Below are 25,060 nucleotides of genomic sequence, written 5' to 3'. Positions count from 1 at the left end.
GGTGTCGCAGTCGGTGTCGCAGCAGTATGGACCGCGGCGCCAGGAGAGGTCACCGGACGAGCCTGGATCTTGTTCGGATCGCGATCTACCCTCCCCCTCTCATTACGCTTCGGAAGGACGTTCGGTTCCACTTTCCGCGTCGTCACTCGGGGCGTAGTGCGCGCGCAGCCGGGCGTACGCCGGTTCGGGCGCGCCCGTGCGGTCCAGTCCCAGCAGCGCGGCGCCGAGCACCGGCGGCGCGGTGACCACCCGCGGCTCGGCCTTCGGGGCGCGCTCCGCCAGCAGTTCGCGGATCCGGCCGTCCAGCAGCGGATGGCGGGCCGCGATCACCCCGCCGCCCAGCACCACCGGTGTCTCCTCGCCCAGCAGATCGAGACGGGCGAGGGCGACCGCGGCCATGGTCACCACCTCTTCCGCCTGGCGCTCGACGATCGCGCGCGCGATCCCGTCACCGGAGTCGGCCACCGCGAAGAGCACCGGCGTCAGCTCATACCGCCGGGCCGCCTCCAGACGGCCCAGGTGCAGCGCCTCGATCAGCTCGTACATGGTGGTCAGGCCGAAGTGCGCGGGCAGGGCGCGGGCCAGTTCGGTCGGCTCGCCGCGGCCGTCCTCGGCACGCGCCGCCCACCACAGCGCCTCCTCCGACAGATAGCCCCCGCCGCCCCAGTCGCCGGAGATCCGGCCGATGGCCGGGAAGCGGGCGACACGGCCGCCGTGGCCGATCCCGGCGCAGTTGATGCCCGCACCGCAGACCACGGAGACGCCGGTCGGCTCGCCGTCGTCCGCGACGCCGGCCCGCAGCAGGGCGAAGGTGTCGTTGGCGACCGTGACGGTGGCGCCCCAGCCGCGGCCGGCCAGCACCCCCGTCAACTCCTCTTCCTCGCTGGGCAGGTCGGCGTTGGCCAGACACGCCGAGACATGCCCCACACGCCGCGGCCCGGCCCGGCCCGCCTGCCGCGCCACCTCCGCCACCAGGGGCGCGAGCGACCCGACGGCGCGCTCGGCGCCCACGACTGGCGGCCGGAAGCCGCCGCCGCGAGCCGCGCCGAGGACGGAGCCGTCCGGGCCGACGAGCGCGACATCGGTCTTGCTGTTGCCCGCGTCGATCGCCAGGACCGACCGGTCGGGCCCGGGAGGGGAGGAAGAAGAAGGGGTCGGTACGGACTGGGTCAGGCCCACGCCAGATGCTCCCGGTTGTGCGCGATGAGGTGGTCGGTCAGCTTCTCGGCCTCATCGAACTGGCCGATGAGCGGGTGCGACAGCAGCGCCTGGAAGACCCGCTCCCGGCCGCCCTTCAGCGCGGCCTCCAGCGCCAGGTGTTCGTACGCGGTGACATTCGCGACCAGACCGGCGAACAGGGGTTCAAGAGAGCGCACGGGCAGTGGCTTCGCGCCCTGAGCGTCGACGCTCGCCGGGACCTCGATCACCGCGTCGTCGGGCAGGAAGGGCAGGGTGCCGCGGTTGAACGTATTGACGATCCGCACCTCCCCGGTGTCGCGCAGCAGGGACGAGGTGAGATCGACCGCCGCCTCCGAGTAGAACGCCCCGCCGCGCCTGCTGAGCAGCTCCGGCTTCTCGTCCAGCGCCGGATCGCCGTACATCTCCAGCAGCTCCCGCTCGATCGCCGCGACCTCCGCCGCCCGTGACGGCTTGGTGCGCTGCTCCCGCACCACCGCGTCGTGCCGGTAGTAGTAGCGCAGGTAGTAGGAGGGGACGACACCGAGGCGGTCCACCAGCGTGCGCGGCATCCGCAGATCCTCGGCGATCGCCTCACCGTGCTCCGCGAGCAGCTTGGGCAGCACATCCTCGCCGTCGGCGCCGCCGATGCGCACCGATCGCTCCCAGGTGAGATGGTTGAGGCCGACGTGTTCCAGCGTCACCTCGCCGGGGGCCACGCCCAGCAGCGCGGCGAACTTCCGCTGGAAGCCGATGGCGACATTGCACAGGCCGACCGCCCGGTGTCCGGCCGTGAGCAGCGCCCGGGTCACGATGCCGACCGGGTTGGTGAAGTCCACGATCCAGGCGTCGGGGTTGCGGCGGCGCACCCGCTCGGCGATGTCCAGCACCACCGGAACGGTGCGCAGCGCCTTGGCCAGCCCGCCCGCGCCGGTGGTCTCCTGGCCGACGCAGCCGCACTCCAGCGGCCAGGTCTCGTCCTGATTCCGCGCGGCCTGACCGCCGACGCGCAGCTGGAGCAGCACCGCGTCCGCGCCGTCCACGGCCGCGTCCAGGTCGTCGGTCCAGGAGATGGTGCCCGGATGGCCCTGCTTGGCGAAGATCCGGCGTGCCAGCCCGCCGACCAGCTCCAGCCGGTCCGCGGCCGGGTCGATGAGGACGAGTTCCTCCAGGGGGAGCGCGTCCCGCAACCGGGCGAATCCGTCGATGAGTTCGGGGGTGTAGGTGGATCCGCCCCCCACGACTGCGAGCTTCAACCCTTGACTCCTGTCAGTGTGACGCCTTCGACGAAGGCTTTCTGAGCGAAGAAGAAGACGATGATCACGGGGGCCATGACGAGCAGGGTCGCGGCCATCGTCAGATTCCAGTTGACGCTGTGCGCGCTCTTGAAGCTCTCCAGGCCGTAACTGAGCGTCCAGGCCCCCGGATTCTGCGCGGCGTAGATCTGCGGGCCGAAATAGTCGTTCCAGCAGTAGAAGAACTGGAAGAGCGCGACGGCCGCGATTCCCGGCTTCGCCATCGGGACGACGATGCGCAGCAGCGTGCCGATCTCACCGCAGCCGTCGACCTTCGCCGATTCCAGGTACTCCCGGGGAATCGTCAGCAGGAACTGGCGCAGCAGAAAGATGGAGTACGCGTCGCCGAACGCCATCGGGATGATCAGCGGCCACAGCGAACCCGACAGATGCAGCTGCTGGGCCCAGACCAGATACATCGGAATCACGATGACCTGCGGCGGCAGCATCATCGTGGAGATGACCAGCATCATGGCGGTGCGGCGGCCGCGGAAGCGGAATTTGGCGAGGGCGTAGGCCACCGGAACGGAGGAGCAGACCGTGCAGAGGGTGCCGAGTCCGGCGTACATCAGCGAATTGCGCCACCAGTCCAGAAAGCCCGGAGTGGTGAAGACCTCGGCGTAATTCGACCAGTGCCATTCGGTAGGCCACAGAGTGCCGCTCATCGCCTGGTCGTCGCTCATCACCGAGGTCAGGAAGACGAAGACGAAGGGCAGGACGAAGAAGAGCGCGGCGGCGACGGCGACCGCGTGCACGGCGATCCAGCGCAGCACGGCACGACGGCGGGCGGCGGGGGCGGGGGAGCGTCCCGCGGCGGGGCGCACGGGCGCGGAGGGCGCCGAGAGGGCGGTGGTGGCGGTCATGGCGGATCGGTCCTCTCAGTCCTCGGCTCAGTCCTCGGCCGACAGCAGTCCGGCTCGTCTGCGCATCAGCAGCGTCGTCACGGCCATCGCGATCGCGAACAGCACAAGTGAGAGCACACAGGCGGCTCCGGTGTTGAAGTTCTGAAATCCGAGCGAATAGACGAGCTGCGGCACGGTGAGCGTGGAATGGTCGGGATAGCCGGGCTGAATGACCGTTCCGGGTCCGATGCTGACCCCCGAGGCGAGCTTTCCGGCGACCAGTGCCTGGGTGTAGTACTGCATGGTCTGCACGACACCCGTCACGACGGCGAACATCACGATCGGCGTGATCGACGGCCAGGTCACATAGCGGAACTTGTGGAACGCCCCGGCGCCGTCGAGTTCGGCCGCCTCGTACTGGTCCCTGGGCACGTCCAGCAGGGCGGCCATGAAGATGACCATGAGATCGCCGATGCCCCACAGGGAGAGCAGTACGAGGGAGGGCTTGGCCCAAGCCGGGTCGTTGAACCAGTTCGGCGCGTCGATCCCGACTTTCCCGAGGATGTCGTTCACCGGACCGGTGCCGGGGTTGAGCAGAAAGACGAAAGCGACGGTGGCCGCCACCGGAGGGGCGAGATACGGCAGATAGAAGGCGGTACGGAAGAACCCCACCCCGGATTTGATCCTGGTGACCAGCAGCCCGATGCCCAGGCCGAAGACGACCCGCAGCGCGACCATCACCACGACCAGCCAGAGGGTGTTCCACAGCGCCGGTCCGAACAGCGGCATCTGCTCCAGCACATACCGCCAGTTGCGCAGCCCCACGAAGGTCGGGGCCTCGATCTGGTTGTAGTGCATGAAGGAGAAGTAGACGGTGGCGATCAGCGGATAGCCGAAGAAGACGCTGAAGCCGACCAGCCAGGGGGAGAGAAAGCCGAGGGTGCGCAGCCGCTCACGCCGTGCCTTGCGACGCAGGGCGGTGGAGTTCGTCAGGGTGGCCATATCGCACTCCGTCAGTTCTGTGCCTGGAGATTGTCGGCGTCGATCTCGGCATCCAGTGTGCGTAGCCCCGCGTCCAGGTCGTGCACCTTGCCCGCCTCGACGTCGTAGGAGAAGTCCTGGAGCGAGGACACGTACTGACCGCCGTTGATGGAGGGCGGCATGGCGGTGCTGTGGGGGTTCTGCGCGATATCGAGGAAGGCCCGGAAGGTGGGATCCGCGTCCAGCTTCGGGGAGGTGAGCGCCGCTTTGGTGGACGGCACATTGTGAATGGCGTTGGCGAAGGCGACCACCTGATCGGTGTCGGCGGTCAGGAACTTCACCAGTTCCCAGGCGGCGTTCTGGTGGGTACTGCTGTGCGCGATGCCGATCACCGTACCGGTGAGATAGCCCCGGCCGTAGGTCTCGGGCTGGTCGTCGGGCACGGGCAGCGGTGCGGTGCCCCACCGGAAATCGGCACCCTTCATGAAGAGGCCGCGCCATTCCCCGTCCAGATGCATGGCGAGCTTTCCGGTGAGAAAGGCGTTCTGGGACGACATCTCATCACCGAAGGAGGTGCGGAACGTCTCCAGCGGGCCGTAGCCGCCCTGGCGCCGGATCAGTTCCCGGGTGGTGGCGTAGAACTCCTCGGTCGCCTTCTCCTTCGCCAGCCGCGCCTTGCCGTCCTCGTCGAAGTAGTCCGGACCCCACTGGGCGAAGAAGCGGTCCGGGCTGTTCTGGTAGAGCCGGAAATTGGGCATGAAGCCGACCCGCTGATAGCCGCCGTTCCCGGTGCGCTTGGTCAGCTTGGCGGCGTCACGCTTGAGCTCCGACATGGTGCGGGGCGGCCGGGTGATGCCCGCTTCCTCGAAGGCGTCCTTGTTGTAGTACATGCCGTACGCGTCGGCGAGCAGCGGGAGGGCGCACTGGTCGCCCTGGTAGCTCGTGTAGTCCAGCAGCGTTTTCGGAAAGACCTCGGTCTTGTCCAGCCCGGTCTTCCGCATGAACGGATCGAGATCCACCCACATCCCGGAGGAGCAGTACTGCCCCACATTGTTGGTGGTGAAGGAGGAGACGACATCGGGGGCGTTGCCCCCGCCGGCCCGCAGCGCCTGATTCACGGTGGCGTCGGTGACGTTTCCGGTGGCCTTCACCTTGATGTTGGGGTGGAGCTTCTCGAACCGGGCGATACTCGCGTCGATCGCCTTGACCTCGTTCTTCTCCGACCAGCCGTGCCAGAACTTCAGCGTGACGGGTTTGGTCGGATCGTCCTCGGCGCTGCCGGTGCTGGGATTTGCACAGCCCGTCAGGAGGAGGGCGCCGGCGCTCAGCACCGAGGCGAAAGCGGCCAGTTTTCGTGGCATGGCGGACTTCCTTTACTGCGGTACGCGACCGCGCGGCGAATCGGTCAGCGAATCACATGCCGAACTTTCTACCTGGTCGGCCGCCGGATCAGGCGTCGTATCAGGCGTCGAATCGGGCGGTGTCGAAAACGGTCCGACGGGCATCGGCGACCGCCGTCCGCAGCGCCCCGGTGAGAATCGGATTCCCCTCGATCTCACTGATCCGCAACTGCGGGCGCGGCAGTGCGAGACCGGTCATCTCGGCCTCGACCAGTTCGCGCAGCCGCTCCCCGCCGGCCTGGGCGACCTCACCCGAAAGGACGACCAGCTCCGGATCGACCACGGCGACGACGGAGGCCAGTCCGGCGGCCAGCCGGCGGGCCAGCTCGGTCAGCACCTCGTCGCCCGCGCCGGGGGTGCGCCGCGCGGCGGCGAGCGCCTTGGTGGCCGTGGGGGCGTCGATCCCATGGGCGCGGGCCAGTTCGACGACGGCGGGGGAGCCGACCAGCTTCTGGAACCCGCCGCCCCCGTCCGGCCGGGCGGCGGCGTCCGGTCCGCCCCGTGCCAGCGGCGCGCCCGGCAACGGCATATAGCCGATCTCCCCGGCCCCGCCGGTGGCGCCGCGCAGCAGGGTGCCGCCGAGCACGATGGCCGCGCCGACCCCCTCGTCGGCCCAGACCAGGGCGAAGTCGTCGAAGTCCTGGGCGGTGCCGTGGTGTTGTTCGGCGACGGCGGCGAGGTTGACGTCGTTCTCGATGACGATCGGGGTGTGCAGCACCTCGGCCAGCTCGTCCCGCAGGGTGCGGGACTGCCAGCCGGGCAGATGCGGGGCGTAGCGCAGCGTCCCGGTGCGCGGGTCGAGCGCACCGGGGGTGCCGATCACGGTGGTGTGCAGATCGTCCCGGCCGAGCCCGGCGGCGGTCAGCGCCCCGTCCACCGCCTCGGCGACCAGCTCGCCGGTCCGGTGGGTCACGCTCTCGTCGGTGGCCGGGGCCGTCACCCGGTGTTCGCCGACCACCTGGCCGGTGATGTCCGCGACGGCGGCGGTGATGCCCTCCTGGTCCACGGCGAGCGCGGCCACATGGGCGGCGGCCGGATCGATCTCGTACAGCTGCGCGTTGGGCCCCGGCCGTCCGGTGACGTTTCCGGTCGTACGGACCAGGCCGACGGTCTCCAGGCGGGTCAGCAGCTGGGAGGCGGTGGGCTTGGACAGTCCGGTCAGCTCGCCGAGCCGGGTCCGGGTGAGCGGCCCGTGCGCGGCCAGCAGCTCGAGTGCCGCGCGGTCGTTCATGGCGCGGAGGACGCGGGGGGTCCCGGGCGTGCCGCCCTGAGTACTGCTGCCGGGTGGTGCGGCCATGGTGCTGCCCCCGTCCCTCATGTCGTGGAGAGCTCTGTTAGGAAAGTTTCCTATTGATGACAGCAAGGTAGGGGGCGGACCGGGGCGGCGTCAATGGGTCATGGCGGGCTCCGGCTGGGCTCTTTGGGTGGGCTTCGGGTGGGCTTTCCTTGGCGGGTTCTTGGCGAAGAGATGGGTCTCGCATGGAACTGACATGGACAAGTCACCGCAAGAGTGGCCTCCGGTGGGGTGGCTGTGATCGTCAGTGGCCGTGATCGTCAATGGCCGTGATCGTCCGTGGCGGTGGCTGCCGGCGCCCGCCGGAATGCGACCACTCGTATCGCAGGGGGTTTGGTGAGATCTTTCGCTTCCAGACAGCGCACGGCCCGTTCCAGACAGCGCACGGCCCTGGGGCTGGCGGCGGTGCTGCCGTTGGCGGCCGGTGCGCTGGCACTGGGCGTACCCGCGGCGCAGGCCGACTCCGCACCGCACGGCCGTGACACCCTGAGCGGCACCAAGCCCGCCTGGGCGACGGCGGGTTCGGACCGCGGCGCGACCGACGACGACCATAAGGTCACCGCGCGCGTCTATCTCGCCGGACGGGACGCCAAGGGGCTGGCCGAGTACGCGAAGGCGGTGTCCGACCCCTCCTCGCCGGACTACGGCGCGTACCTGTCGGCCCGGCAGACACAGGCACGTTTCGGGCCGACACGGCAACAGAAGGACGCCGTGACCGCCTGGTTGGAGGACTCCGGGCTCGACGTCACCGGCGGCAATGAGCACTATCTGTCCGTCACCGGTGACGTCGCCGCCGCCGAGCAGGCGTTCGGCACCCAGCTGCACAACTACACCAAGGGCGGCAAGGTCTACCGGGCGCCGTCGAAGGCAGCCACCGTGCCCGCCTCGCTCGACGGCGCCGTGCTGACCGTCGTCGGCCTGGACAACGCGCCCAAGAAGGCCAAGCACGACGAGACCCTCCCGCCACCCGGGCCGGTCTTCGAGAACGCCGGACCGTTCTCGAGCTACTACGGCTCCCGGACCGACCGGAGCCTGCCCTCGGCCTACGGCGCCAAGCAGCCGTACGCGGTCAAGGGGTACACCGGCAAGCAGCTGCGCGCCGCCTACGGCGCCAAGCGCGGTGACACCGGTAAGGGCGTCACCGTCGCCATCACCGACGCCTTCGCCTCGCCGACCATAGCCGCCGACGCCGCGCGATACGCCCGGCGCAACGGCGACCCGGCCTACCGCAAGGGCCAGTTGACGCAGGTGCTGCCCGCCGACTACCGGTACACCGAGGAGTGCGACGCGGGCGGCTGGTACGGCGAGGAGACCCTCGACGTCGAGGCCGTGCACGCGGTCGCGCCCGCGGCGGACATCGTCTACGTCGGCGGGGCGTCCTGCACCGACAACGACCTGATCGACGCGCTCGCCAAGGTCGTCGACAACCGGCTGGCCGACATCGTCTCCAACTCCTGGGGCGACGTGGAGGCCAACGAGACACCGGACGTGGCCGCCGCCTTCGACCAGATCTTCCAGCAGGGCGCCGTCGAGGGCATCGGCTTCTACTTCTCCTCCGGTGACAACGGCGACAACGTGGCCGCCACCGGTATCAAGCAGGTCGACACCCCGGCCAACTCGGCGTGGGTGACGGCGGTCGGCGGCACCTCCCTGGCGGTCGGCAAGGGCGACACGTACCAGTGGGAGACCGGCTGGGGCACCACCAAGGCCACCCTCACGGCCGACGGCACCAGCTGGGACGCGCTGCCCGGCGCCTACACCTCGGGCGCCGGCGGCGGCACCAGCAAGACCGTCGCCCAGCCCTTCTACCAGCGCGGTGTGGTGCCGGACTCGCTCGCCCTCGCGGGCGGCGGCTCCACCAAGCAGCGGGTGACCCCGGACATCGCGGCCGTGGCCGACCCCAACACCGGCTTCCTGGTGGGCCAGACGCAGACCTTCCCGGACGGATCGCTCCAGTACGGCGAGTACCGCATCGGCGGCACCTCGCTGGCCGCCCCCGTGATCGCCGGCGTCCAGGCGCTCGCTCAGCAGGCCCGCGGCGGACAGCCGATCGGCTTCGCCAACCCGGCGCTGTACGACCGGTACGGCACCGCCTCGTACCACGATGTGACCGACCACCCGCTGGGCGCCGGTGTCTCGCTGGGCGTGGTCCGGGTCGACTACGTCAACGGCCAGGACGACTCCGAGGGGCTGGTGACCTCGCTGCGCAGCCTCGGCCGGGACAGCTCGCTGCACGCGGTCGTGGGCTACGACGACGTGACCGGTGTGGGCACCCCCGCGGCCGGCTACCTCGCCTCGTTCGGCGGACACCACCGCCGTTGAGCCGACGCCGCCGTCAAGGCGGCGCCGGTAAGGCTCCCGTTCCGTGCCGGGGCGGGAGCCTTACCGCGTCCGCGTCGTCACTTCGACGTCGGCGGCGGCACGGTCGCGGAGGGAGTGGCGGACGAACCGGCGGAGGGAGTGATCGGGCTGGCGGCCGCGGACTGCGGTGAGTCCGGGTTGGACAGCGCCGACGGCGCCGCTGCGGTGGCCGTCGGATCGGCGGGGGCGTCGGTCTGCAGATCCGGCTCCACGGGCCGGCCGATGAGCTGGATGCCCGCCTCGTCCAACGCCTTCTTGATCCGCCAGCGCAGCTCGCGCTCGACGCCGACCGACTTGCCGGGCATGGTCCGCGCCGACACCCGGACGATCATCGAGTCCAGATAGACCGCGTCGAGCCCCAGGACCTCGATCGGCTCCCACAGCCGCTCGTTCCACGGCTCTTCCTTGGCCATGTCCACACCGACCTGCGTGATCACGGAGCGGACCTGGTCCAGATCCTCCTCGGCCCCCACCTGGACGTCGACCCCGGCCGTCGCCCAGCCCTGGCTGAGGTTGCCGATCCGCTTGACCTCGCCGTTGCGCACGTACCAGATCTCGCCGTTGTCCCCGCGCAGCTTGGTGACCCGCAGACCGACCTCGATCACCTCGCCGGAGGCCACCCCGGCGTCGATCGTGTCGCCGACCCCGTACTGGTCCTCGAGGATCATGAAGACACCGGAGAGGAAGTCGGTGACCAGATTGCGGGCGCCGAAACCGATCGCCACTCCCGCGACCCCGGCGCTGGCCAGCAGCGGTGCCAGATTGATCTCCAGCGCGGAGAGGATCATCAGTGCCGCGGTGCCCATGATCAGGAACGAGGCGACGGAGCGCAGCACCGAGCCGATCGCCGCGGAACGCTGTCGCCGCCGCTCCACGTTGACCAGCAGCCCGCCGAGTGCGGTGCCGTCGACGGCCTGGGCCGTGCGGTTCATGCGCTCTATCAGCTTGGTGATCGCCCGCCGGACGACGGACCGCAGCACGAACGCGATGATCAGGATCAGGGCTATGCGGAGCCCGATGCCGAGCCAGGTGGACCAGTTCTCCTCCACCCAGCCCGCGGCGTTCGTGGCGCTCTTCTGCGCATCGTCGAGAGTCGTGGGACGAGGCGTCGAGTCAGCGGCCAGAGCAGCGGACCAGAACACAGCAGAAACCCTTCGTATGCGACATGCCCGCACGGATCACCCGCGCGAAACCTCTCACACACTAGCCGGGCCCGGGAGGCGCCGTTCCTGTGTTCGAGAGCGCGCGAGCGCGCCCAGGGGGCGCGTATGAGCGGGCCCGGAGGCCGCAGTTCCACCCGCTGCCCGGCCGCGGGCGGGCGGGCCGTGATTCTTGCCACTTCGAAGGTGGCCGCCACCACCCGCGCACCCATTGCGCGAGCGCGCCGGCAGGCCATCGGGGCGGTGGTCAAGCGGTCGGCGAACAGAGGGTGTGCGGGCGGTATACGTGCGGTACGCGGAAATGCCTCTCAACCGTTAACCCGGTGATAGTGGCGTTCCGCCCAGGGTTCAGGGGAAACTGGGGGAGATCGTCCCGGCGCGAGCCACGCGCCGCCGGCGTACAAGGAGGCCCCCGTGCCGCATGTCCTGGTCCTCAACGCGTCGTACGAGCCCCTCGGCGTCGTACCGCTCCGCCGCGCGCTCGTACTCGTCCTCAACGACAAGGCCGTCAGCCTCGAGGACTCAGGCGCCCTGATGCACAGCGCGACCCGTGTGATACCCGCCCCCAGCGTCGTCCGGCTGAAGCGCTTCGTGAGGGTGCCCTTTCGCGGCCCCGTCCCGCTCACCCGCCGTGCGCTGTTCGCCCGCGACGGCGGCAGATGCGCATACTGCGGTGGCGTCGCAACCAGCGTCGATCACGTCATCCCGCGCAGCCGTGGCGGGCAGCACACATGGGAGAACGTGGTCGCCGCGTGCCGCCGCTGCAATCACGTCAAGGCCGATCGTCATGTCGCCGAGATCGGCTGGCGGCTGCGCCATCAACCCGCACCGCCTTCGGGGCTCGCGTGGCGGATCATCGGCACGGGGCATAGGGACCCGCGCTGGCTGCCATACCTGCAGGCATACGGCGCGGAGGACGCCATGGCCCGGATCGACGGCAAATCTGCCTGAGACCGGGCCATTACTGTGTCTACCCGCAGGGGCCCTGGCCCTGGTCCTTGCGGCGGGTGGCGCGCTCGGCGTCCCGGACGCGGATGCATCGTGTGTCCGGGGCGTCCATGCCGATCGTCGACCCGGGCGCCCTTCCCGTGGGTGGCACCGCGAACGGCCGGAATGTCGGCATTGTGCGTGCCTCACCCATCGAGTGGACCGGGACGGTGTGCGGCGCGTCCGGCGCAAGTCTGACGGACGAAGGGCGGTCCTGTTCGTAAACTCTGTGCCCTCAATCCCTTGTCGCCGTTAAATCGCCGCCCAGAGGGAATGTGAGCTACAGCACGTCCGGGTAGCGTTTACGTCTGCGTCCGCAGGGAGTGGGTAGGGCTCGACATGACCCACTGCCGACAACCCCACGGAGGTCCGTGTGGCCGCGTCAGCTCAGCTTCTGCTCTCCGCCCTGTCCAAACCCGGCCCCGAGGTGTCCAGCGAACCGGATCCCTTCGACGGGGTCTCCGACCCCGACTGCGGGCTGTGCGGCCTGGACGGCTTCGGGTCCGGAAGCGCCGTGGAGGCGCCCCTCACCAGCGAGCCCCCGCTCGCCGACAACATCCCCCTGACCAGCGAGCCCCCGCTGGCCGCCGAACGTCCCCTGACGAGTGAGCCGACCGCCGCCCCCTCCGGCGCGGACACGGGCTGCGAGCCGATGGAGTACTGATGGGCAGAGCGCGGCTCGCCGAGCTGCACGGTGTCGCCACCTCATACGAGCCAGCCCCGGGCCGCACCGTCCAGGTGCCCGAGGACACGGTCGTCGCCGTACTCGCCGCGCTCGGCGTGGACGCCTCGACCCCCCGATCCGTACGCGAAGCGCTGGACCGGCATGACAGCCGGCGGCGCGACCGGCTGCTGCCCCCCTGCGTGGTGGTGCGCCCCGGCAAGACGCCACGCCTGAGCCTGCCCGAGGGCACGGCACTGCGGGTGCGTGCCGAGGACGGCGCATCGCACGCGCGGGGGTGGGCGGCCGTGCGGGCCCGCGGCGCTGATGGCCCCCTTACGGATGGCACGCGCCCCGATGGCCCTCTTACGGACGGCCCTCCTGCGGATGGCCCTCTTACGGAGGGCCTTCGTGCGGATGGCCCTCTTACGGAGGGCCTTCGTGCGGGTGGCCCTCTTACGGAGGGCACCGTCGCCGTCGGCCTCCTCGCCGGGCTCGCCGCGCTGCCGCCCGGCGCCCACACCCTGCTCGCCGAGGCCCCCGACGGCCGCCGCGCCACCGCCCCCCTCATCGTGGCCCCCGACCGGATGCCGTTATCCCCGGCCCGCAGCCACGGCTTCCTGGTGCAGCTCTACTCGCTGCTGTCCGCCCGCTCCTGGGGCATGGGCGACCTCGGCGACCTGGCCGACCTCGCCGCCTGGTCGGGGCGGACGCTCGGCGCCGGCTTCGTCCAGATCAACCCCCTGCATGCCGCCGTCCCCGGCACCCCGGCCGCGCCCACCGACCCCTCGCCCTACCGCCCCTCCTCACGGCGCTTCCCCGACCCGGTCCATCTGCGGGTCGAGGACGTACCCGAATACGCCCATCTGCGCGGCCGCGCCCGCGAGCGGGCCGATCGGCTGCTGGAGGCCGCCGCCGCCCTCCGTGCGTCCGTCCTGCGCGAGGGCGCCCTCATCGACCGCGACGCCGTATGGGCCCTCAAGAGCGAGGCCCTGGAACTGGTGCGGACGGTCCCGCTCAGCCCCGGCCGCCGCGCCGCCTACTGCGACTTCCTCGCCGAGCGCGGTCAGGCCCTGGAGGACCACGCCCTGTGGTGCGCGCTCGCCGAGGCCCACGGCCCCGCATGGCGCACCTGGCCCGACGGGCTGGCCGATCCGCGCTCCGCGCGCACCGCGCGGGCGCGCGCCGAGCACCTGGACCGCACCGACTTCCACTGCTGGCTCGCCTGGCTCACCGACACCCAGCTGGCGGCGGCCCAGCGCGCCGCGCGCGACGCGGGCATGGGCATCGGCCTCGTGCACGACCTGGCGGTGGGGGTCCATCCCTCGGGCGCCGACGCCTGGGCGCTCCAGGACGTCTTCGCCTCCGGGATGTCGATCGGCGCGCCGCCGGACGCCTTCAACGCCCGGGGCCAGGACTGGGGCCTGCCGCCATGGCGCCCGGACGCCCTCGCGGCCACCGGCTACGCCCCCTACCGCGATCTGCTGCGTGGCCTCTTACGGCACGCGGGCGCGCTGCGCATCGACCATGTGATGGGGCTCTTCCGGCTGTGGTGGGTCCCGGAGGGGCGCGAGCCGACCGAGGGCTGTTACGTCCGCTACGACGCGGAGGCGATGCTCGGCGTGCTCGCCCTGGAGGCGCACCGGGCCGGGGCCGTCGTCATAGGGGAGGACCTGGGGACGGTCGAGCCCGGCGTGCGGGAGGAGCTGGGGCGGCGGGGAGTGCTGGGCACATCGGTGATGTGGTTCGAGCGCCACTACGCCGAAGCCGAAGCCCAAGCCGAAGCCCAAGCCGAAACCGAAGCCCAAGCCGAGGCCGCTGCCGCCCCCGACGGCGACCCGGGCGCCACCACCGGCGCGGCCCGGCCGCTGTCGCCGGAGGAGTGGCGCGCGGACTGCCTCGCCACCGTGACGACCCACGATCTGCCGAGTACGGCCGCCCGGCTCACCGGCGACCATGTGGAGCTCCGCCACCGGCTGGGCCTGCTGACCCGTCCGCTCGCCGAGGAGCGGGCGGCGGACGCGGCCGAGGTCGCCGAGTGGCTGACGCTGCTGGGACGGCTCGGGCTGCTGCCGGAGGGGCCGGGCGACGAGGAGGCGGCGGTCAAGGCCGTCCACCGCTTTCTGCTGCGCACCCCGGCGAAGATGGTGGGCGTCTGGCTGCCGGACGCGGTGGGGGACCGCAGACCCCAGAATCTGCCCGGCACCTGGGACCAGTACCCGAACTGGCGGCTGCCGATCGCCGACGCCGAGGGGCGCCCGATGTCGCTCGAGGAACTCATCGCCTCACCCCGGCTGCGGGCCCTGATGGCCGAGGTGTCCCGGCTCACCCCGCGTGCCCCGGCCCCGTAAACGCCCTCCCAGGAACCGCCTCCATAGGTGGGCCACAGGTGGGCCTGCCGTGTCCGCCTCCTGCGCGGCGCCACGGCTGCTGTCACCCACCGTCCACCGCAGCGAGGCGGGCCGTGACCGAGGTGATCTCCAAGCCCGGTCATGGCCACCTCAACGGCATGGTAAAGACCACCCCGGGCACGCGGCGCCGAGGGGCGTCGGATAACTTGAGTCCGTGAGCAACAAGGTCAAAAAGAACGCCGTGCGCGCCGGTGCAGTCATCGCCGCGACGACGGCGATGCTGCTGATGTCGTCTCCCGCGTTCGCGCTCACCCGCGACGACGGTGACGACCCGGGTCCGGGCCTGAGCGTCGCCGAGACGCTGGGCCTCTACGTCGCCGCTCCGATCATTCTCTTCCTGGTGATCGCGGGTCTGGTGATGGCGGGAGACAGGAAGTCCCGCAAGCAGACCGACTGAGCGATCGATCGACGAAGCGCGCGTACGCCGCTGCCAGGGCGCCCCGGCCATCCGGCCGGGGCGCCCTTGTCGTTGCCCGCTCCGGGTCGCCAAGTCCGCTCGGGTCACGGCGGGTTCACCGGGCGCCATCCACAGGTCCCGGGCCGTTTATTTTCGCTTTAACCTACGGTGTCGTAACCTACGGGGCCGTAGGTAAAGCCCGCCGCCCCCGTCCCCTGGAGCCCCCTCGTGACCCTTGCCCCCGCCCATCTCCACGGTCAGGCCGTATGGAGCGACACCCAGCTCCTGTACGCACTCGAAGAGGTCGTCGAGACCGAGCTCAACCGGCATCTGAAGGTCGCCAAGGAGTGGATGCCGCACGAGTACGTCCCCTGGAGCGACGGCCGGAACTTCGACGGCGTCATGGGCGGTGAGGCCTGGGCCCCCGACCAGTCCAAGGTCAGCGAGGTGGGCCGGATCGCGCTCGTGGTCAACCTCCTCACCGAGGACAACCTCCCCAGCTACCACCACGAGATAGCGACCCTCTTCGGCCGCGACGGCGCCTGGGGCACCTGGGTGCACCGCTGGACGGCCGAGGAGGGGCGTCACGGCATCGTGATGCGCGACTACCTGCTGACCAGCCGGGCCGTCGATCCGGTGCAGCTGGAGCGGTTCCGCATGGATCACATGTCCGAGGGCTTCGAGTCGGACAACCAGCACAGCATGCTGCACACCGTGGCCTATGTGGCCTTCCAGGAGCTGGCCACCCGCATCTCGCACCGCAACACCGGCCATCACTCCGGCGACCCGGTCTGCGACCGCATGCTGGCGCGCATCGCCACCGATGAGAACCTGCACATGATCTTCTACCGGAACCTGCTCGCGAAGGCGTTCGAGCTGGCCCCGGACCAGACCATGTGCGCCGTCCGCGATGTGGTGGTCAACTTCCGCATGCCGGGTCATGGGATGCCCGGCTTCGAGCGTGCCGCCGCCCAGATCGCCATCGGTGGCATTTACAACCTGCGCATCCACCACGACGACGTCCTCCAGCCCGTGCTGCGCTTCCTGAAGGTCCTCCAGATCGGCGGGCTCGGTCCGGAGGGGCTCAAGGCGCAGGAGGAACTGGGGCTCTACATGGGCGGATTGGACGATCAGGCCACCAAGTTCGACGAGCGGCGCGAGGCGCTGCTGGCCCGTCGCAGGGCCCGTGCCGAACGAGCGTGATCACTCTGGCACCATCGGGTGATGGTCGAACATTCATCGCAAGAGGGGCCCGGCGCGGCTCCCGGTGAAACGCCCGCCACGGCGGACCACATGACGTCGGACCAGCTGTCGGCGGGTCAGAGCGCCGACCAGCGGGCCGAGGCGGACCGGCTCAGGGCCGCGGCGCAGGCCGGGAAGCCGGGCGCGTACCGGGCCTACGCCGAACTCCTCACCGAGCGGGACCGCTTGGACGAGGCCCTGCCGTGGTGGGCCAGGGCCGCCGACGCCGGGGACGCGGACGCCTCCCGCACGCTGGCGATCTGTCACAAGGACCGCGGCGAGTTCGCCGAGGCCGAGCGGTGGTACCGCACGGCCGCCGATCGCGACGGCGGCTGTGCGTTCGGTCTGGCCCGGCTGCTGCAGGAGGCGGGCGACACGGCCGGCGCCGAGACGTGGTACGCGCACGGGGCCGCGCTCGGCAGCGTCGAGTGCAAGACCAACGGCGCCGTGCTGCTGGCCGCCCGCGGCGAATGGGACACCGCCCTGGAGCGGCTGGCCGAGGCGTCCGCCGAGGGCGACGAGGTCGCCACCCGCACCCGCCGGGCCATCCAGGACATGCTCCGGGACCTGGCGGGCTGGCGCGAGGCCCTCGCCCGCGCGCAGGCCGAGGGCGATCCCGAGGAGGCGTACGAGGCGCTGCGCGATCTGCTCGACCCGGACCGCAAGGCGATGTTCGAGCGCTACCCCCGGATGGTCGCGGAGGCCGAGGCGCTGTACGCCGGGGCGGCCGCGGTCGGCAGCGCCAAGGCGCTGGTGGACCAGGCCCTCTTCATCGCCCGCGACGACAGCCGCTGGGACGAGGCCCGCGCCCTCGTCGTACGCGCCCATGAGCTGGGCTACGACGGCGCGGCGTACGTCCTCGGCGTCTGGGCGGAGGAGAACGGCGAGCTGCACACCGCCGAGGAGTGGTACCGCAAGGCCGACGAGGCGGACGGCGGCCACCTATGGGCGTGCTTCAACCTCGGCGTGCTGTGCCTACGGCAGCGGCGGCTGGACGAGGCCGAGCGATGGCTGCGGGCCACCGGCGTCGACGAGGAGAACGGGGACCCGTTCGACGAGAGCGAGGGACGGATCGTCAAGGCGCTGGGGGACATCGCCGCGATCCGCGCCGACCCCGAGCGGATGCCGCCCGCCGAGTGGGCGGAGCGCCTGCCCGAGCTGCGGACCCGCGCCGAGGAGGGCGGCCCGGACGCCTGGTGCGCCTACGCCGACGCGCTGATGCGGCTGTACCGGCTCCCGGAGGCCGCCGAGTGGTACCGCAAGGCGGGCACCCCGCGCGCCCTGCTCGGCCTCGGCCGGATGCTGCACGAACGGGGCGGCGCCAAGGGGCTGCGGATGGTGCCGTACTACGAGCCCGCGGCCGCCGAGGGCGACGCCGGGGCCGCGTACGACATCGGCCGCGTCCACGACGAGGCCGGGGACCGGCGCACCGCCCAGATCTGGTTCCGCCGGGCGGCCGACCTCGGACACGGCCGCGCCGCGTGGTGGCTCGGCCGGACGTCGGAGGAGCGCGGCGGCGACCCCCAGCACGCCGAGCGCTGGTACGTCCGCGCCGCGCGCAGCGGCCTGGTCCCGCCCGCCTTCCTCGCCGGGCGCAGCATGGTCCGGCGCGGCGCCTGCGCCGAGGCGGAACCGCTGCTGCGGGCCGCGTGCGAGGGGGACCACCAGGAGGCGCCGTACTGGCTCGCGCAGGCACTGCGGGGGCTCGGGCGGACGGAGGAGGCGGAGCGCTGGCTGCGGGTCGCCGCCGCGGCGTACCCCGAGACGCTACGGCAGTACGGCGACATGTCCCGCCTGGCCATCCCCGATCCTCGCTGATCGCTGATCGCTGATCGCTGACCGGGGCACCCGGCAACGAACCCGTCGGACGGCCCCGGCCACCCGCGGCCGCGGCGCCGTGCGGGGCGCGGGGCCCCGCACGGCGCCACACCCCGGTCAGCCCGCGTTCGCGTCCGCCGCCTGGGCCTTGAGCGCGCGTTCGATCCCGGCGCGGGACTCCGTCACCAGGCGCCGGAGCGCCGGCGAGGGCTCGGCCGCCGCGAGCCACGCGTCCGTGGCGTCCAGCGTGTCCTGCGAGACCTGGAGCCCCGGGTAGAGCCCCACCGCGATCTGCTGCGCCATCTCATGGCTGCGGCCGTTCCAGATGTCCTGCACCACCGCGAAGTACTTCTCCGTGTACGGCGCCAGCAGCTCCCGCTGATCGGTCTGGACGAAGCCGCCGATCACCGCCTCCTGCACCGCGTTGGGCAGCTTGTCGCTCTCCACGACCGACGCCCACGCCTCCGCCTTGGCCTGGGCCGTCGGCCGCGCGGCCCGCGCCGTCGCGGCGTGGCGCTCGCCCGCCGAGGTCTTGTCGCGCTCCAGCTCCGCCGCGATGGCCGCCTCGTCCGCCCGCCCCGTGGCGGCGAGCCGCTGGAGCAGCGCCCAGCGCAGCTCGGTGTCGACGGCCAGGCCCTCGATCGACTCGGTGCCCGCCAGCAGCCCGGAGACCAGGTCCAGCTGGGCGTCGGTACGGGCGGTCGCGGCGAAGGCGCGCGCCCACGCCAGCTGGTGGTCGCTGCCCGGCGCCGCCGCCCGCAGGTGGTCGAGCGTGGCCTCGGTCCACCTGGCCAGGCCCGTCTCGCGCCAGGCCGGCGCGGCGTACAGGTCCAGGGCCAGCTTCACCTGGCGGTGCAGCGACTGGACGACGCCGATGTCGGACTCCTTGGCGATGCCCGAGAGCACCAGCGCCAGGTAGTCGCGGGTGGCCAGCTCGCCGTCGCGGACCATGTCCCAGGCCGAGGCCCAGCTCAGCGCGCGCGGCAGCGACTCCGCGAAGTCGCCCAGGTGCTCGGTGACGACGGCCAGCGACTCCGGGTCCAGCCGCACCTTCGCGTAGGTGAGGTCGTCGTCGTTGAGCAGGATCACGGCGGAGCGCTTCCTACCGGTCAGCTGCGGTACCTCGGTCAGCTCACCGTCCACGTCCAGCTCGATCCGCTCGGAGCGGACCAGCTTGCCGGTCGCGTCCAGGTCGTACAGGCCGATGGCGATGCGGTGCGGCCGCAACGTCGGCTCGCCCTTCGCGCCCGCGGGGAGCGCCGGGGCCTCCTGCCGCACCGCGAAGGAGGTCACCGTGCCGCTCGCGTCCGTCTCGATCCGGGGCCGCAGGACATTGATGCCCGCTGTTTCCAGCCACTTCTTCGACCAGGTCTTCAGATCGCGGCCGCTGGTCTCCTCCAGCGCGCCGAGCAGGTCCGACAGCCGGGTGTTGCCGTACGCGTGGCGCCTGAAGTACGCCTGGACGCCGCGGAAGAACTCGTCCATCCCGACGTACGCGACCAGCTGCTTGAGCACCGAGGCGCCCTTGGCGTAGGTGATCCCGTCGAAGTTGACCAGGACGTCGTCCAGGTCGTTGATCTCGGCCATGATCGGGTGGGTGGAGGGCAGCTGGTCCTGCCGGTAGGCCCACGTCTTCATGGAGTTGGCGAACGTGGTCCACGAGTGCGGCCACTTGCTGCCCGGCGCGTGGGCCTGGCAGGCGATCGAGGTGTAGGTGGCGAACGACTCGTTCAGCCACAGGTCGTTCCACCACTCCATGGTGACGAGGTCGCCGAACCACATGTGGGCCAGCTCGTGGAGGATGGTCTCGGCACGTGTCTCGTACGCCGCGTCCGTCACCTTGGAGCGGAAGACGTACTGGTCGCGGATGGTCACCGCGCCCGCGTTCTCCATCGCGCCCGCGTTGAACTCCGGCACGAAGAGCTGGTCGTACTTGGCGAACGGGTACGCGTAGTCGAACTTCTCCTCGAACCATTCGAAGCCCTGCCGCGTCACCTCGAAGATCGCGTCCGAGTCGAGGTACTCCGCGAGCGAGGGACGGCAGTAGATGCCCAGCGGGACCGAGCGGCCGTCCTTCTCGTAGGAGCTGTGCACACTGTGGTAGGGGCCGACGATCAGCGCGGTGATGTACGTGGAGATGCGCGGCGTCGGCTCGAACCGCCAGACGTTGTCCTTCGGCTCCGGCGTCGGCGAGTTGGAGATCACCGTCCAGCCCTCGGGCGCCGTCACGGTGAACTGGAACGTGGCCTTCAGGTCGGGCTGCTCGAAGCTGGCGAACACCCGGCGGGCGTCGGGCACCTCGAACTGGGTGTAGAGGTACGCCTGCTGGTCGACCGGGTCGACGAAGCGGTGCAGCCCCTCACCGGTGTTGGTGTACGCGCAGTCCGCCACCACCCGCAGCTCGTTGCGCCCGGCCAGCAGTCCCGGCAGGGCGATCCGCGAGTCCTTGAAGACCTCGGCGGGGTCCAGCGCGTCGCCGTTGAGCACCACCTCGTGCACCGTGGGCGCGACCAGGTCGATGAACGACTCCGCGCCCGACTCGTCGGCGTCGAACCGGACCGTGGTCACGGAACGGTAGGTACCGCCCTCCTGAGCGCCGCTCAGGTCCAGTTCGATCTCGTACGCGTCCACCGTGAGGAGGCGCGCCCGCTGCTGGGCTTCCTCCCTTGTGAGGTTGGTGCCAGGCACGTCGGATTACTCCCGTTCGTCAGGTGCGGTACGCCATGCGTCAGGCGGATGGCCATCCTCGCATGTCGGACGGTCGGTCCCAGGGCACCGGCGGCCAGTGGGCGACCGAGCCCGCCCGGACGCGGACGTGGGAGCGACCCGCACGGGCCGCTCCCACGCTCGTGTCGCGCACCGGCGTCAGCTCAGGTCGGCCGCCACCAGCTCGGCGAGCTGCACGGCGTTCAGCGCCGCGCCCTTGCGCAGATTGTCGTTGGAGAGGAACAGCGCGAGACCGTGCTCGACCGTCTCGTCCACCCGGATCCGGCCCACATAGCTGGGGTCCTGGCCCGCGGCCTGGAGCGGGGTGGGGATCTCCGAGAGCGCCACGCCCGGGGCCGCGGCCAGCAGCTCATAGGCGCGCTGCACGCTGATCGGACGCTCGAAGCGGGCGTTCACCTGGAGCGAGTGGCCGCTGAAGACCGGGACCCGGACACAGGTGCCGGACACCTTCAGCTCCGGGATCTCCAGGATCTTGCGGCTCTCGTTGCGGAGCTTCTGCTCCTCGTCGGTCTCGAACCGGCCGTCGTCGACGATCTTGCCGGCCATCGGGAGCACGTTGAACGCGATCGGTCGGGCGTACACCCCGGGCTCGGGGAACTCCACGGCCGCGCCGTCGTGGGTGAGCTCGGCCGCGCGGTCGACGGTCTTGCGGACCTGGCCGTCGAGCTCGGCCACACCGGCCAGCCCCGAACCGGAGACGGCCTGGTAGGTGGTGGCCACCAGGGCGGTGAGCCCGGCCTCGGCGTGCAGCGGGCGCAGCACCGGCATGGCGGCCATGGTGGTGCAGTTCGGATTGGCGATGATGCCCTTGGGGCGGTCCACCGCGGCGTGCGGGTTGACCTCGGCGACCACCAGCGGCACCTGGGGGTCCATCCGCCAGGCCGAGGAATTGTCGATCACGACCGGGCCCTGTGCGGCGACCTTCTCGGCCAGCGCCTTGGAGGTGGCGCCGCCCGCGGAGAAGAGCACGATGTCCAGACCGGAGTAGTCGGCCGTGGCCGCGTCCTCGACGGCGATCTCGGTGCCGCGCCACGGGAGCGTACGGCCGGCCGAGCGGGCGGAGGCGAACAGCCGCAGCTGCTCGGCCGGGAAGTCGCGCTCGGCGAGCACCTTGCGCATCACTCCGCCGACCTGCCCGGTCGCTCCGACGATTCCGATCCTCATATCAGCCCTTTTCCTTGGTTGTGCGTGTTCGAGGCGCCTACCCCCCGGCAAGTGTCTCAGGCCGTCCCGTTACCGTCCCGTGATTTACCCCACGGCGGGGCGGTTCCCAGCGCGGATGAACACCGGGTGAGCGGCAGCGTTCCGGTTCACCAGGGCGCGATGACCGTTTGCCATCGCCAAGATCCACGTGTGGAGATCGGCGGCCGGCGTTGCCGTCTCGTTCACTCCCAGGCCACCCCCGATGCCAACGATCCGAGGTGAGGACGGCCCCGCTGTCCGCCTGTCCGTCACCGCGTGTCCACTCGGGGAGATCGCGCATGTCCCGCATACGGTCCGTACGGTCCGCCGCAGCTGCCGTCGCCGCCGTCGACCGGCGCACGTTCCTCGCCGCCACCGCCGCCGCCGGTGCCACGGCGGGTCTGGGGCTCGCCTTCGGGCCCGGCAGCGGTTCGGCCGGCGCCTCGCAGCCCGCCACCGCGCGCGCCGCGGCCCGCCGGGTGGTGCAGGCCCCCGCGGCGCCCTCGACGGCCGGTACCACGCTGGAGGCGTTCTCCGCCGCACACGGCACCACCGGCTACCGGCGGCTCGCCGCGGGCCCCGCCTGGGCCCGGGAGATCCGCACCGAGATCACCGGCGCACAGGGCGGCCGCGCGGACCGGCGTACCGCGCTCGCCTCGTTCGTCCAGCTCACCGATCTGCACCTGACCGATGTCCAGCACCCGATGCGCTACGAGTTCCTGCGCGCCGGGCGCGCCGGGGCGTGGCGGCCGCACGAGGCGCTGACCATCGCCGGGGTCGCCTCGCTCATCGAGCGGATCAACGGACTGCGCGGCGGGCCCGCCACCGGGGCGCCGCTGTCGTTCGTCATGACCACCGGCGACAACACCGACAACAACGCCAAGATCGAGCTGGAGTGGTTCCTGACCGCGATGAACGGCGGCCGGATCACCCCCAACACCGGCGATCCGCGGCACTACGAGGGCGTCCAGAACAGCGGGCACAAGGAGTTCTGGCACCCCGAGCAGGCCCTGCGCGACGCCGACAAGAAGCTCGGCTTCCCGCGCGTCGACGGCTTCCTGGAGGCCGCGCTGCGCACCGTCCACAGCCCCGGGCTGCGGCTGCCGTGGTACTCCACCATCGGCAACCACGACGACCTGGCCGGCGGTGTCTACTCCTTCGGCCACGACTACTACGCGGACTTCGCCACCGGGAAGCGCAAGCTGGAGATCATCTCGGCGGCGGCGGCCGAGAAGCTCTACAAGGGGACGCGCAAGGGGGCCGACCCCACGGGCACGGAGATGAAGGCGCTGCTGGAGGCGTACGCCAAGGACATGCGCACGATCACTCCCGATGAGCGCCGCGCCCCCTTCACCCAGGCCGAGTACCTGGCCGCGCATCTCGACCCGGGCGCCGCCGGCCCCGGCCCGGTCGGCCACGGCTACACCAAGGACAACCTCGACCAGGGCACCCTCTACTACACGTTCCGGATCTCCGACGGCGTGGTCGGCATCAGCCTGGACACCACCGACCCGGGCGGCCACTACACCGGGTCGCTCGGCACCGCCCAGCTGCGCTGGCTGGAGCGGACCCTGAAGGCCCACGAGGACGACTACGTGATCGTCTTCAGCCACCACTACAGCCGCAGCCTGGACAACATGAACCACGACCCGGACCGGCCGGGCGAGGCCCGCCACGGCGGGGACGAGGTCGTCGCCCTCTTCCGGCGCCACCCCCAGGTGCTCGCCTGGATCAACGGCCACAGCCACCAGAACGAGATCACCCCGCACGGCACCTTCTGGGAGATCACCACCGCCTCGCACGTGGACTTCCCCCAGCTGGCCCGGGTGATCGAGGTGGTGGACAACCACGACGGCACGCTCTCGCTGTTCACCACGCTCATCGAGTCGGCCGCACCGCACCGCACGGACTTCACGGACCTGTCCCAGACCGGCCTCGCGGCCCTCTACCGCGAGCTGTCCTTCAACGCGCCCGGTGCCAGCCAGAAGCTCGCCGGTGACCCGACGGACCGCAACACCGAGCTGCTGCTGCGCAAGCCCTGATCCGCCCGCGCCGGGGCTCGGGGCGCCGGCCACGTCAGCGGGGCATCACCACCACATAGGAGGCCGGGTCGCGGTCGGCCGCCGCGATCAGGGCGGTACGGACCACCGCGGCCTGCTCGGCCAGGGACTCCCGCAGCCTCTTCGGGGTGACCCGCACCACCGTGATGCCGAGCCTCTCCAGATGGTCGCGCGTGCGGCCGCGGTCGCCGCGCCAGGCGTGCTCGTCCTGGCGCGGCGACCGCGCGTCGATCTCCACCGCCACCGCCTGCTCCTGCCAGTAGGCGTCCACCCCGCCGAGGGAGGGCCCGCCGGGCAGCCGCAGCTCCACGTTCCACAGCGGCTCGGGCAGATGGTGGCCGCGCACCATGTCGTACAGCCGTCCCTCGGCGATCGCCCGGCCCTCGGCGAGCAGCGCGTCCACGGCGTCCACGACATGCGGCCGGGACAGCAGCCGGGCCGCGCTCAGCTCCGCGACGACGGCCGCGGCGTCGCAGTGGCCGTGGCGCACGGACTCGGTGAGCAGTCCGCGGACCAGGGTGGGATCGGCGAGCCGGGCCACCGCGTCGGCGAGGGCGCGGGCCACCGGGGCGGTGGGCACCCCCGCGAGGTACTGGGGGCCGGGCAGGGTGCCGGCCCGGACGAAGCGGACGAAACCGGTGGCGCGCAGCCGCCGGGTGCGCGGCACCAGGACGTCGACCTGGTCCAGGGAGGCCAGCGGGGGAGCGGAGGAGAAGTGGTGCAGGGCGAGCGCGGCCAGCCCGGTGATCATCGCCTCGCCGGAGGGGCCGCCGCCGGGCGCCCCGCCGTCGGCCCCCTGGCCACGGCTCGCGGTGTACAGCAGCGCGGCCAGCAGCCGCTCCTCGCTGGTCGGTGGGCCGGGGTGGAGCAGATGGACGCCCGGCAGGATCTGCTGCCAGGGCCCGCCGGGCCGGCAGCGCTCCGCGGCGACGGACCCGGACACACCGTGTTCGCGCAGCTGACGTGTGGTCAGGACGCGGCGCTGGACGTCCGAGAGGTGGTGGAGAGGGCGGGGGGACAGCGGCGTGTTGTGACTCATGCCACCGCCATTCCCGCGCCCGCTCCA

At 71.5% G+C, this 25,060-nt stretch carries 18 protein-coding genes; 8 read left to right on the top strand and 10 right to left on the bottom strand.

Features of this window, described 5'->3' with window-relative positions; translation table 11 throughout:
- Positions 1-102: 102 nt before the first annotated feature.
- The 6 genes from PS467_RS15265 to PS467_RS15240 all read right to left on the bottom strand — a co-directional run bounded on the left by PS467_RS15265 (position 103) and on the right by PS467_RS15240 (position 6,991).
- On the bottom strand, positions 103-1,179 hold the full coding sequence (locus PS467_RS15265) for an N-acetylglucosamine kinase (RefSeq protein WP_311035735.1): 1,077 nt from the start codon (positions 1,177-1,179) through the stop codon (positions 103-105).
- Positions 1,170-2,432 (bottom strand): 6-phospho-beta-glucosidase, encoded by a 1,263-nt coding sequence (locus PS467_RS15260; protein WP_311035734.1) that lies wholly within the window; start codon positions 2,430-2,432, stop codon positions 1,170-1,172. Before PS467_RS15260 ends, PS467_RS15265 begins: the two co-directional genes overlap by 10 nt.
- Entirely contained in the window at positions 2,429-3,334 is a 906-nt protein-coding gene (locus PS467_RS15255; protein ID WP_311035733.1) for a carbohydrate ABC transporter permease, read from the bottom strand. The genes PS467_RS15260 and PS467_RS15255 overlap by 4 nt, the downstream gene beginning before the upstream one ends.
- Positions 3,335-3,361: 27 nt before the next feature.
- The gene (locus PS467_RS15250; protein ID WP_311035732.1) at positions 3,362-4,315 is read right to left on the bottom strand and encodes a carbohydrate ABC transporter permease; all 954 of its coding nucleotides are present in this window, start codon (positions 4,313-4,315) and stop codon (positions 3,362-3,364) included.
- Between the two features lie 11 nt (positions 4,316-4,326).
- Entirely contained in the window at positions 4,327-5,655 is a 1,329-nt protein-coding gene (locus tag PS467_RS15245) for an ABC transporter substrate-binding protein (RefSeq protein ID WP_311035731.1), read from the bottom strand.
- 100 nt (positions 5,656-5,755) lie between these two features.
- On the bottom strand, positions 5,756-6,991 hold the full coding sequence (locus PS467_RS15240; protein ID WP_432280585.1) for an ROK family transcriptional regulator: 1,236 nt from the start codon (positions 6,989-6,991) through the stop codon (positions 5,756-5,758).
- A gap of 393 nt (positions 6,992-7,384) precedes the next feature.
- Here PS467_RS15240 and PS467_RS15235 point away from each other — a divergent pair, with 393 nt between their 5' ends.
- Positions 7,385-9,310 carry a S53 family peptidase gene (locus PS467_RS15235; protein ID WP_311039862.1) on the top strand — a complete coding sequence of 642 codons (1,926 nt, stop codon included), beginning with the start codon at positions 7,385-7,387 and terminating at the stop codon, positions 9,308-9,310.
- A 77-nt stretch (positions 9,311-9,387) separates the two neighbouring features.
- On the opposite strand, the gene PS467_RS15230 is transcribed toward PS467_RS15235, so the two are convergent.
- Positions 9,388-10,491 (bottom strand): mechanosensitive ion channel family protein, encoded by a 1,104-nt coding sequence (locus PS467_RS15230; protein WP_311035729.1) that lies wholly within the window; start codon positions 10,489-10,491, stop codon positions 9,388-9,390.
- Positions 10,492-10,923: 432 nt separating this feature from the next.
- Here PS467_RS15230 and PS467_RS15225 point away from each other — a divergent pair, with 432 nt between their 5' ends.
- From PS467_RS15225 to PS467_RS15200, 6 genes are all read left to right on the top strand, one after another.
- Positions 10,924-11,460 carry an HNH endonuclease gene (locus PS467_RS15225; RefSeq protein WP_137977977.1) on the top strand — a complete coding sequence of 179 codons (537 nt, stop codon included), beginning with the start codon at positions 10,924-10,926 and terminating at the stop codon, positions 11,458-11,460.
- A gap of 409 nt (positions 11,461-11,869) precedes the next feature.
- Complete coding sequence (locus PS467_RS15220) at positions 11,870-12,160, top strand: hypothetical protein (protein WP_311035728.1); 291 nt, start codon at positions 11,870-11,872, stop codon at positions 12,158-12,160.
- A complete protein-coding gene (malQ, locus tag PS467_RS15215) occupies positions 12,160-14,508 on the top strand; it encodes a 4-alpha-glucanotransferase (protein ID WP_311035727.1) in 2,349 nt (782 codons plus the stop codon). The genes PS467_RS15220 and malQ overlap by 1 nt, the downstream gene beginning before the upstream one ends.
- A gap of 214 nt (positions 14,509-14,722) precedes the next feature.
- Positions 14,723-14,965 carry a hypothetical protein gene (locus PS467_RS15210; RefSeq protein ID WP_014060726.1) on the top strand — a complete coding sequence of 81 codons (243 nt, stop codon included), beginning with the start codon at positions 14,723-14,725 and terminating at the stop codon, positions 14,963-14,965.
- Positions 14,966-15,193: 228 nt separating this feature from the next.
- Positions 15,194-16,168: an acyl-ACP desaturase gene (locus PS467_RS15205; RefSeq protein WP_268972044.1), complete on the top strand. Its 975-nt coding sequence runs from the start codon at positions 15,194-15,196 to the stop codon at positions 16,166-16,168.
- Positions 16,169-16,258: 90 nt separating this feature from the next.
- Positions 16,259-18,025: a tetratricopeptide repeat protein gene (locus PS467_RS15200; protein WP_311035726.1), complete on the top strand. Its 1,767-nt coding sequence runs from the start codon at positions 16,259-16,261 to the stop codon at positions 18,023-18,025.
- Positions 18,026-18,142: 117 nt separating this feature from the next.
- Here PS467_RS15200 and pepN read toward each other — a convergent pair whose 3' ends face one another.
- Positions 18,143-20,713: an aminopeptidase N gene (gene pepN, locus PS467_RS15195; RefSeq protein WP_311035725.1), complete on the bottom strand. Its 2,571-nt coding sequence runs from the start codon at positions 20,711-20,713 to the stop codon at positions 18,143-18,145.
- 177 nt (positions 20,714-20,890) lie between these two features.
- On the bottom strand, positions 20,891-21,916 hold the full coding sequence (locus tag PS467_RS15190; protein ID WP_311035724.1) for an aspartate-semialdehyde dehydrogenase: 1,026 nt from the start codon (positions 21,914-21,916) through the stop codon (positions 20,891-20,893).
- A 317-nt stretch (positions 21,917-22,233) separates the two neighbouring features.
- Between PS467_RS15190 and PS467_RS15185 the strand changes: the two genes are divergently transcribed.
- Positions 22,234-23,976, top strand: a complete 1,743-nt coding sequence (locus tag PS467_RS15185; RefSeq protein ID WP_311035723.1) for a TIGR03767 family metallophosphoesterase — start codon at positions 22,234-22,236, stop codon at positions 23,974-23,976.
- Positions 23,977-24,010: 34 nt separating this feature from the next.
- Here the strand turns inward: PS467_RS15185 and PS467_RS15180 are convergent, their stop codons facing one another.
- Positions 24,011-25,033 (bottom strand): putative endonuclease domain-containing protein, encoded by a 1,023-nt coding sequence (locus tag PS467_RS15180; protein ID WP_311035722.1) that lies wholly within the window; start codon positions 25,031-25,033, stop codon positions 24,011-24,013.
- Between the last annotated feature and the right edge of the window lie 27 nt (positions 25,034-25,060).

The organism is Streptomyces luomodiensis (genome assembly GCF_031679605.1).
Classification (GTDB): domain Bacteria; phylum Actinomycetota; class Actinomycetes; order Streptomycetales; family Streptomycetaceae; genus Streptomyces; species Streptomyces luomodiensis.
The sequence above is the reverse complement of the archived record's forward strand: the minus strand, read 5'-3'. Positions and strand labels throughout refer to the sequence as shown.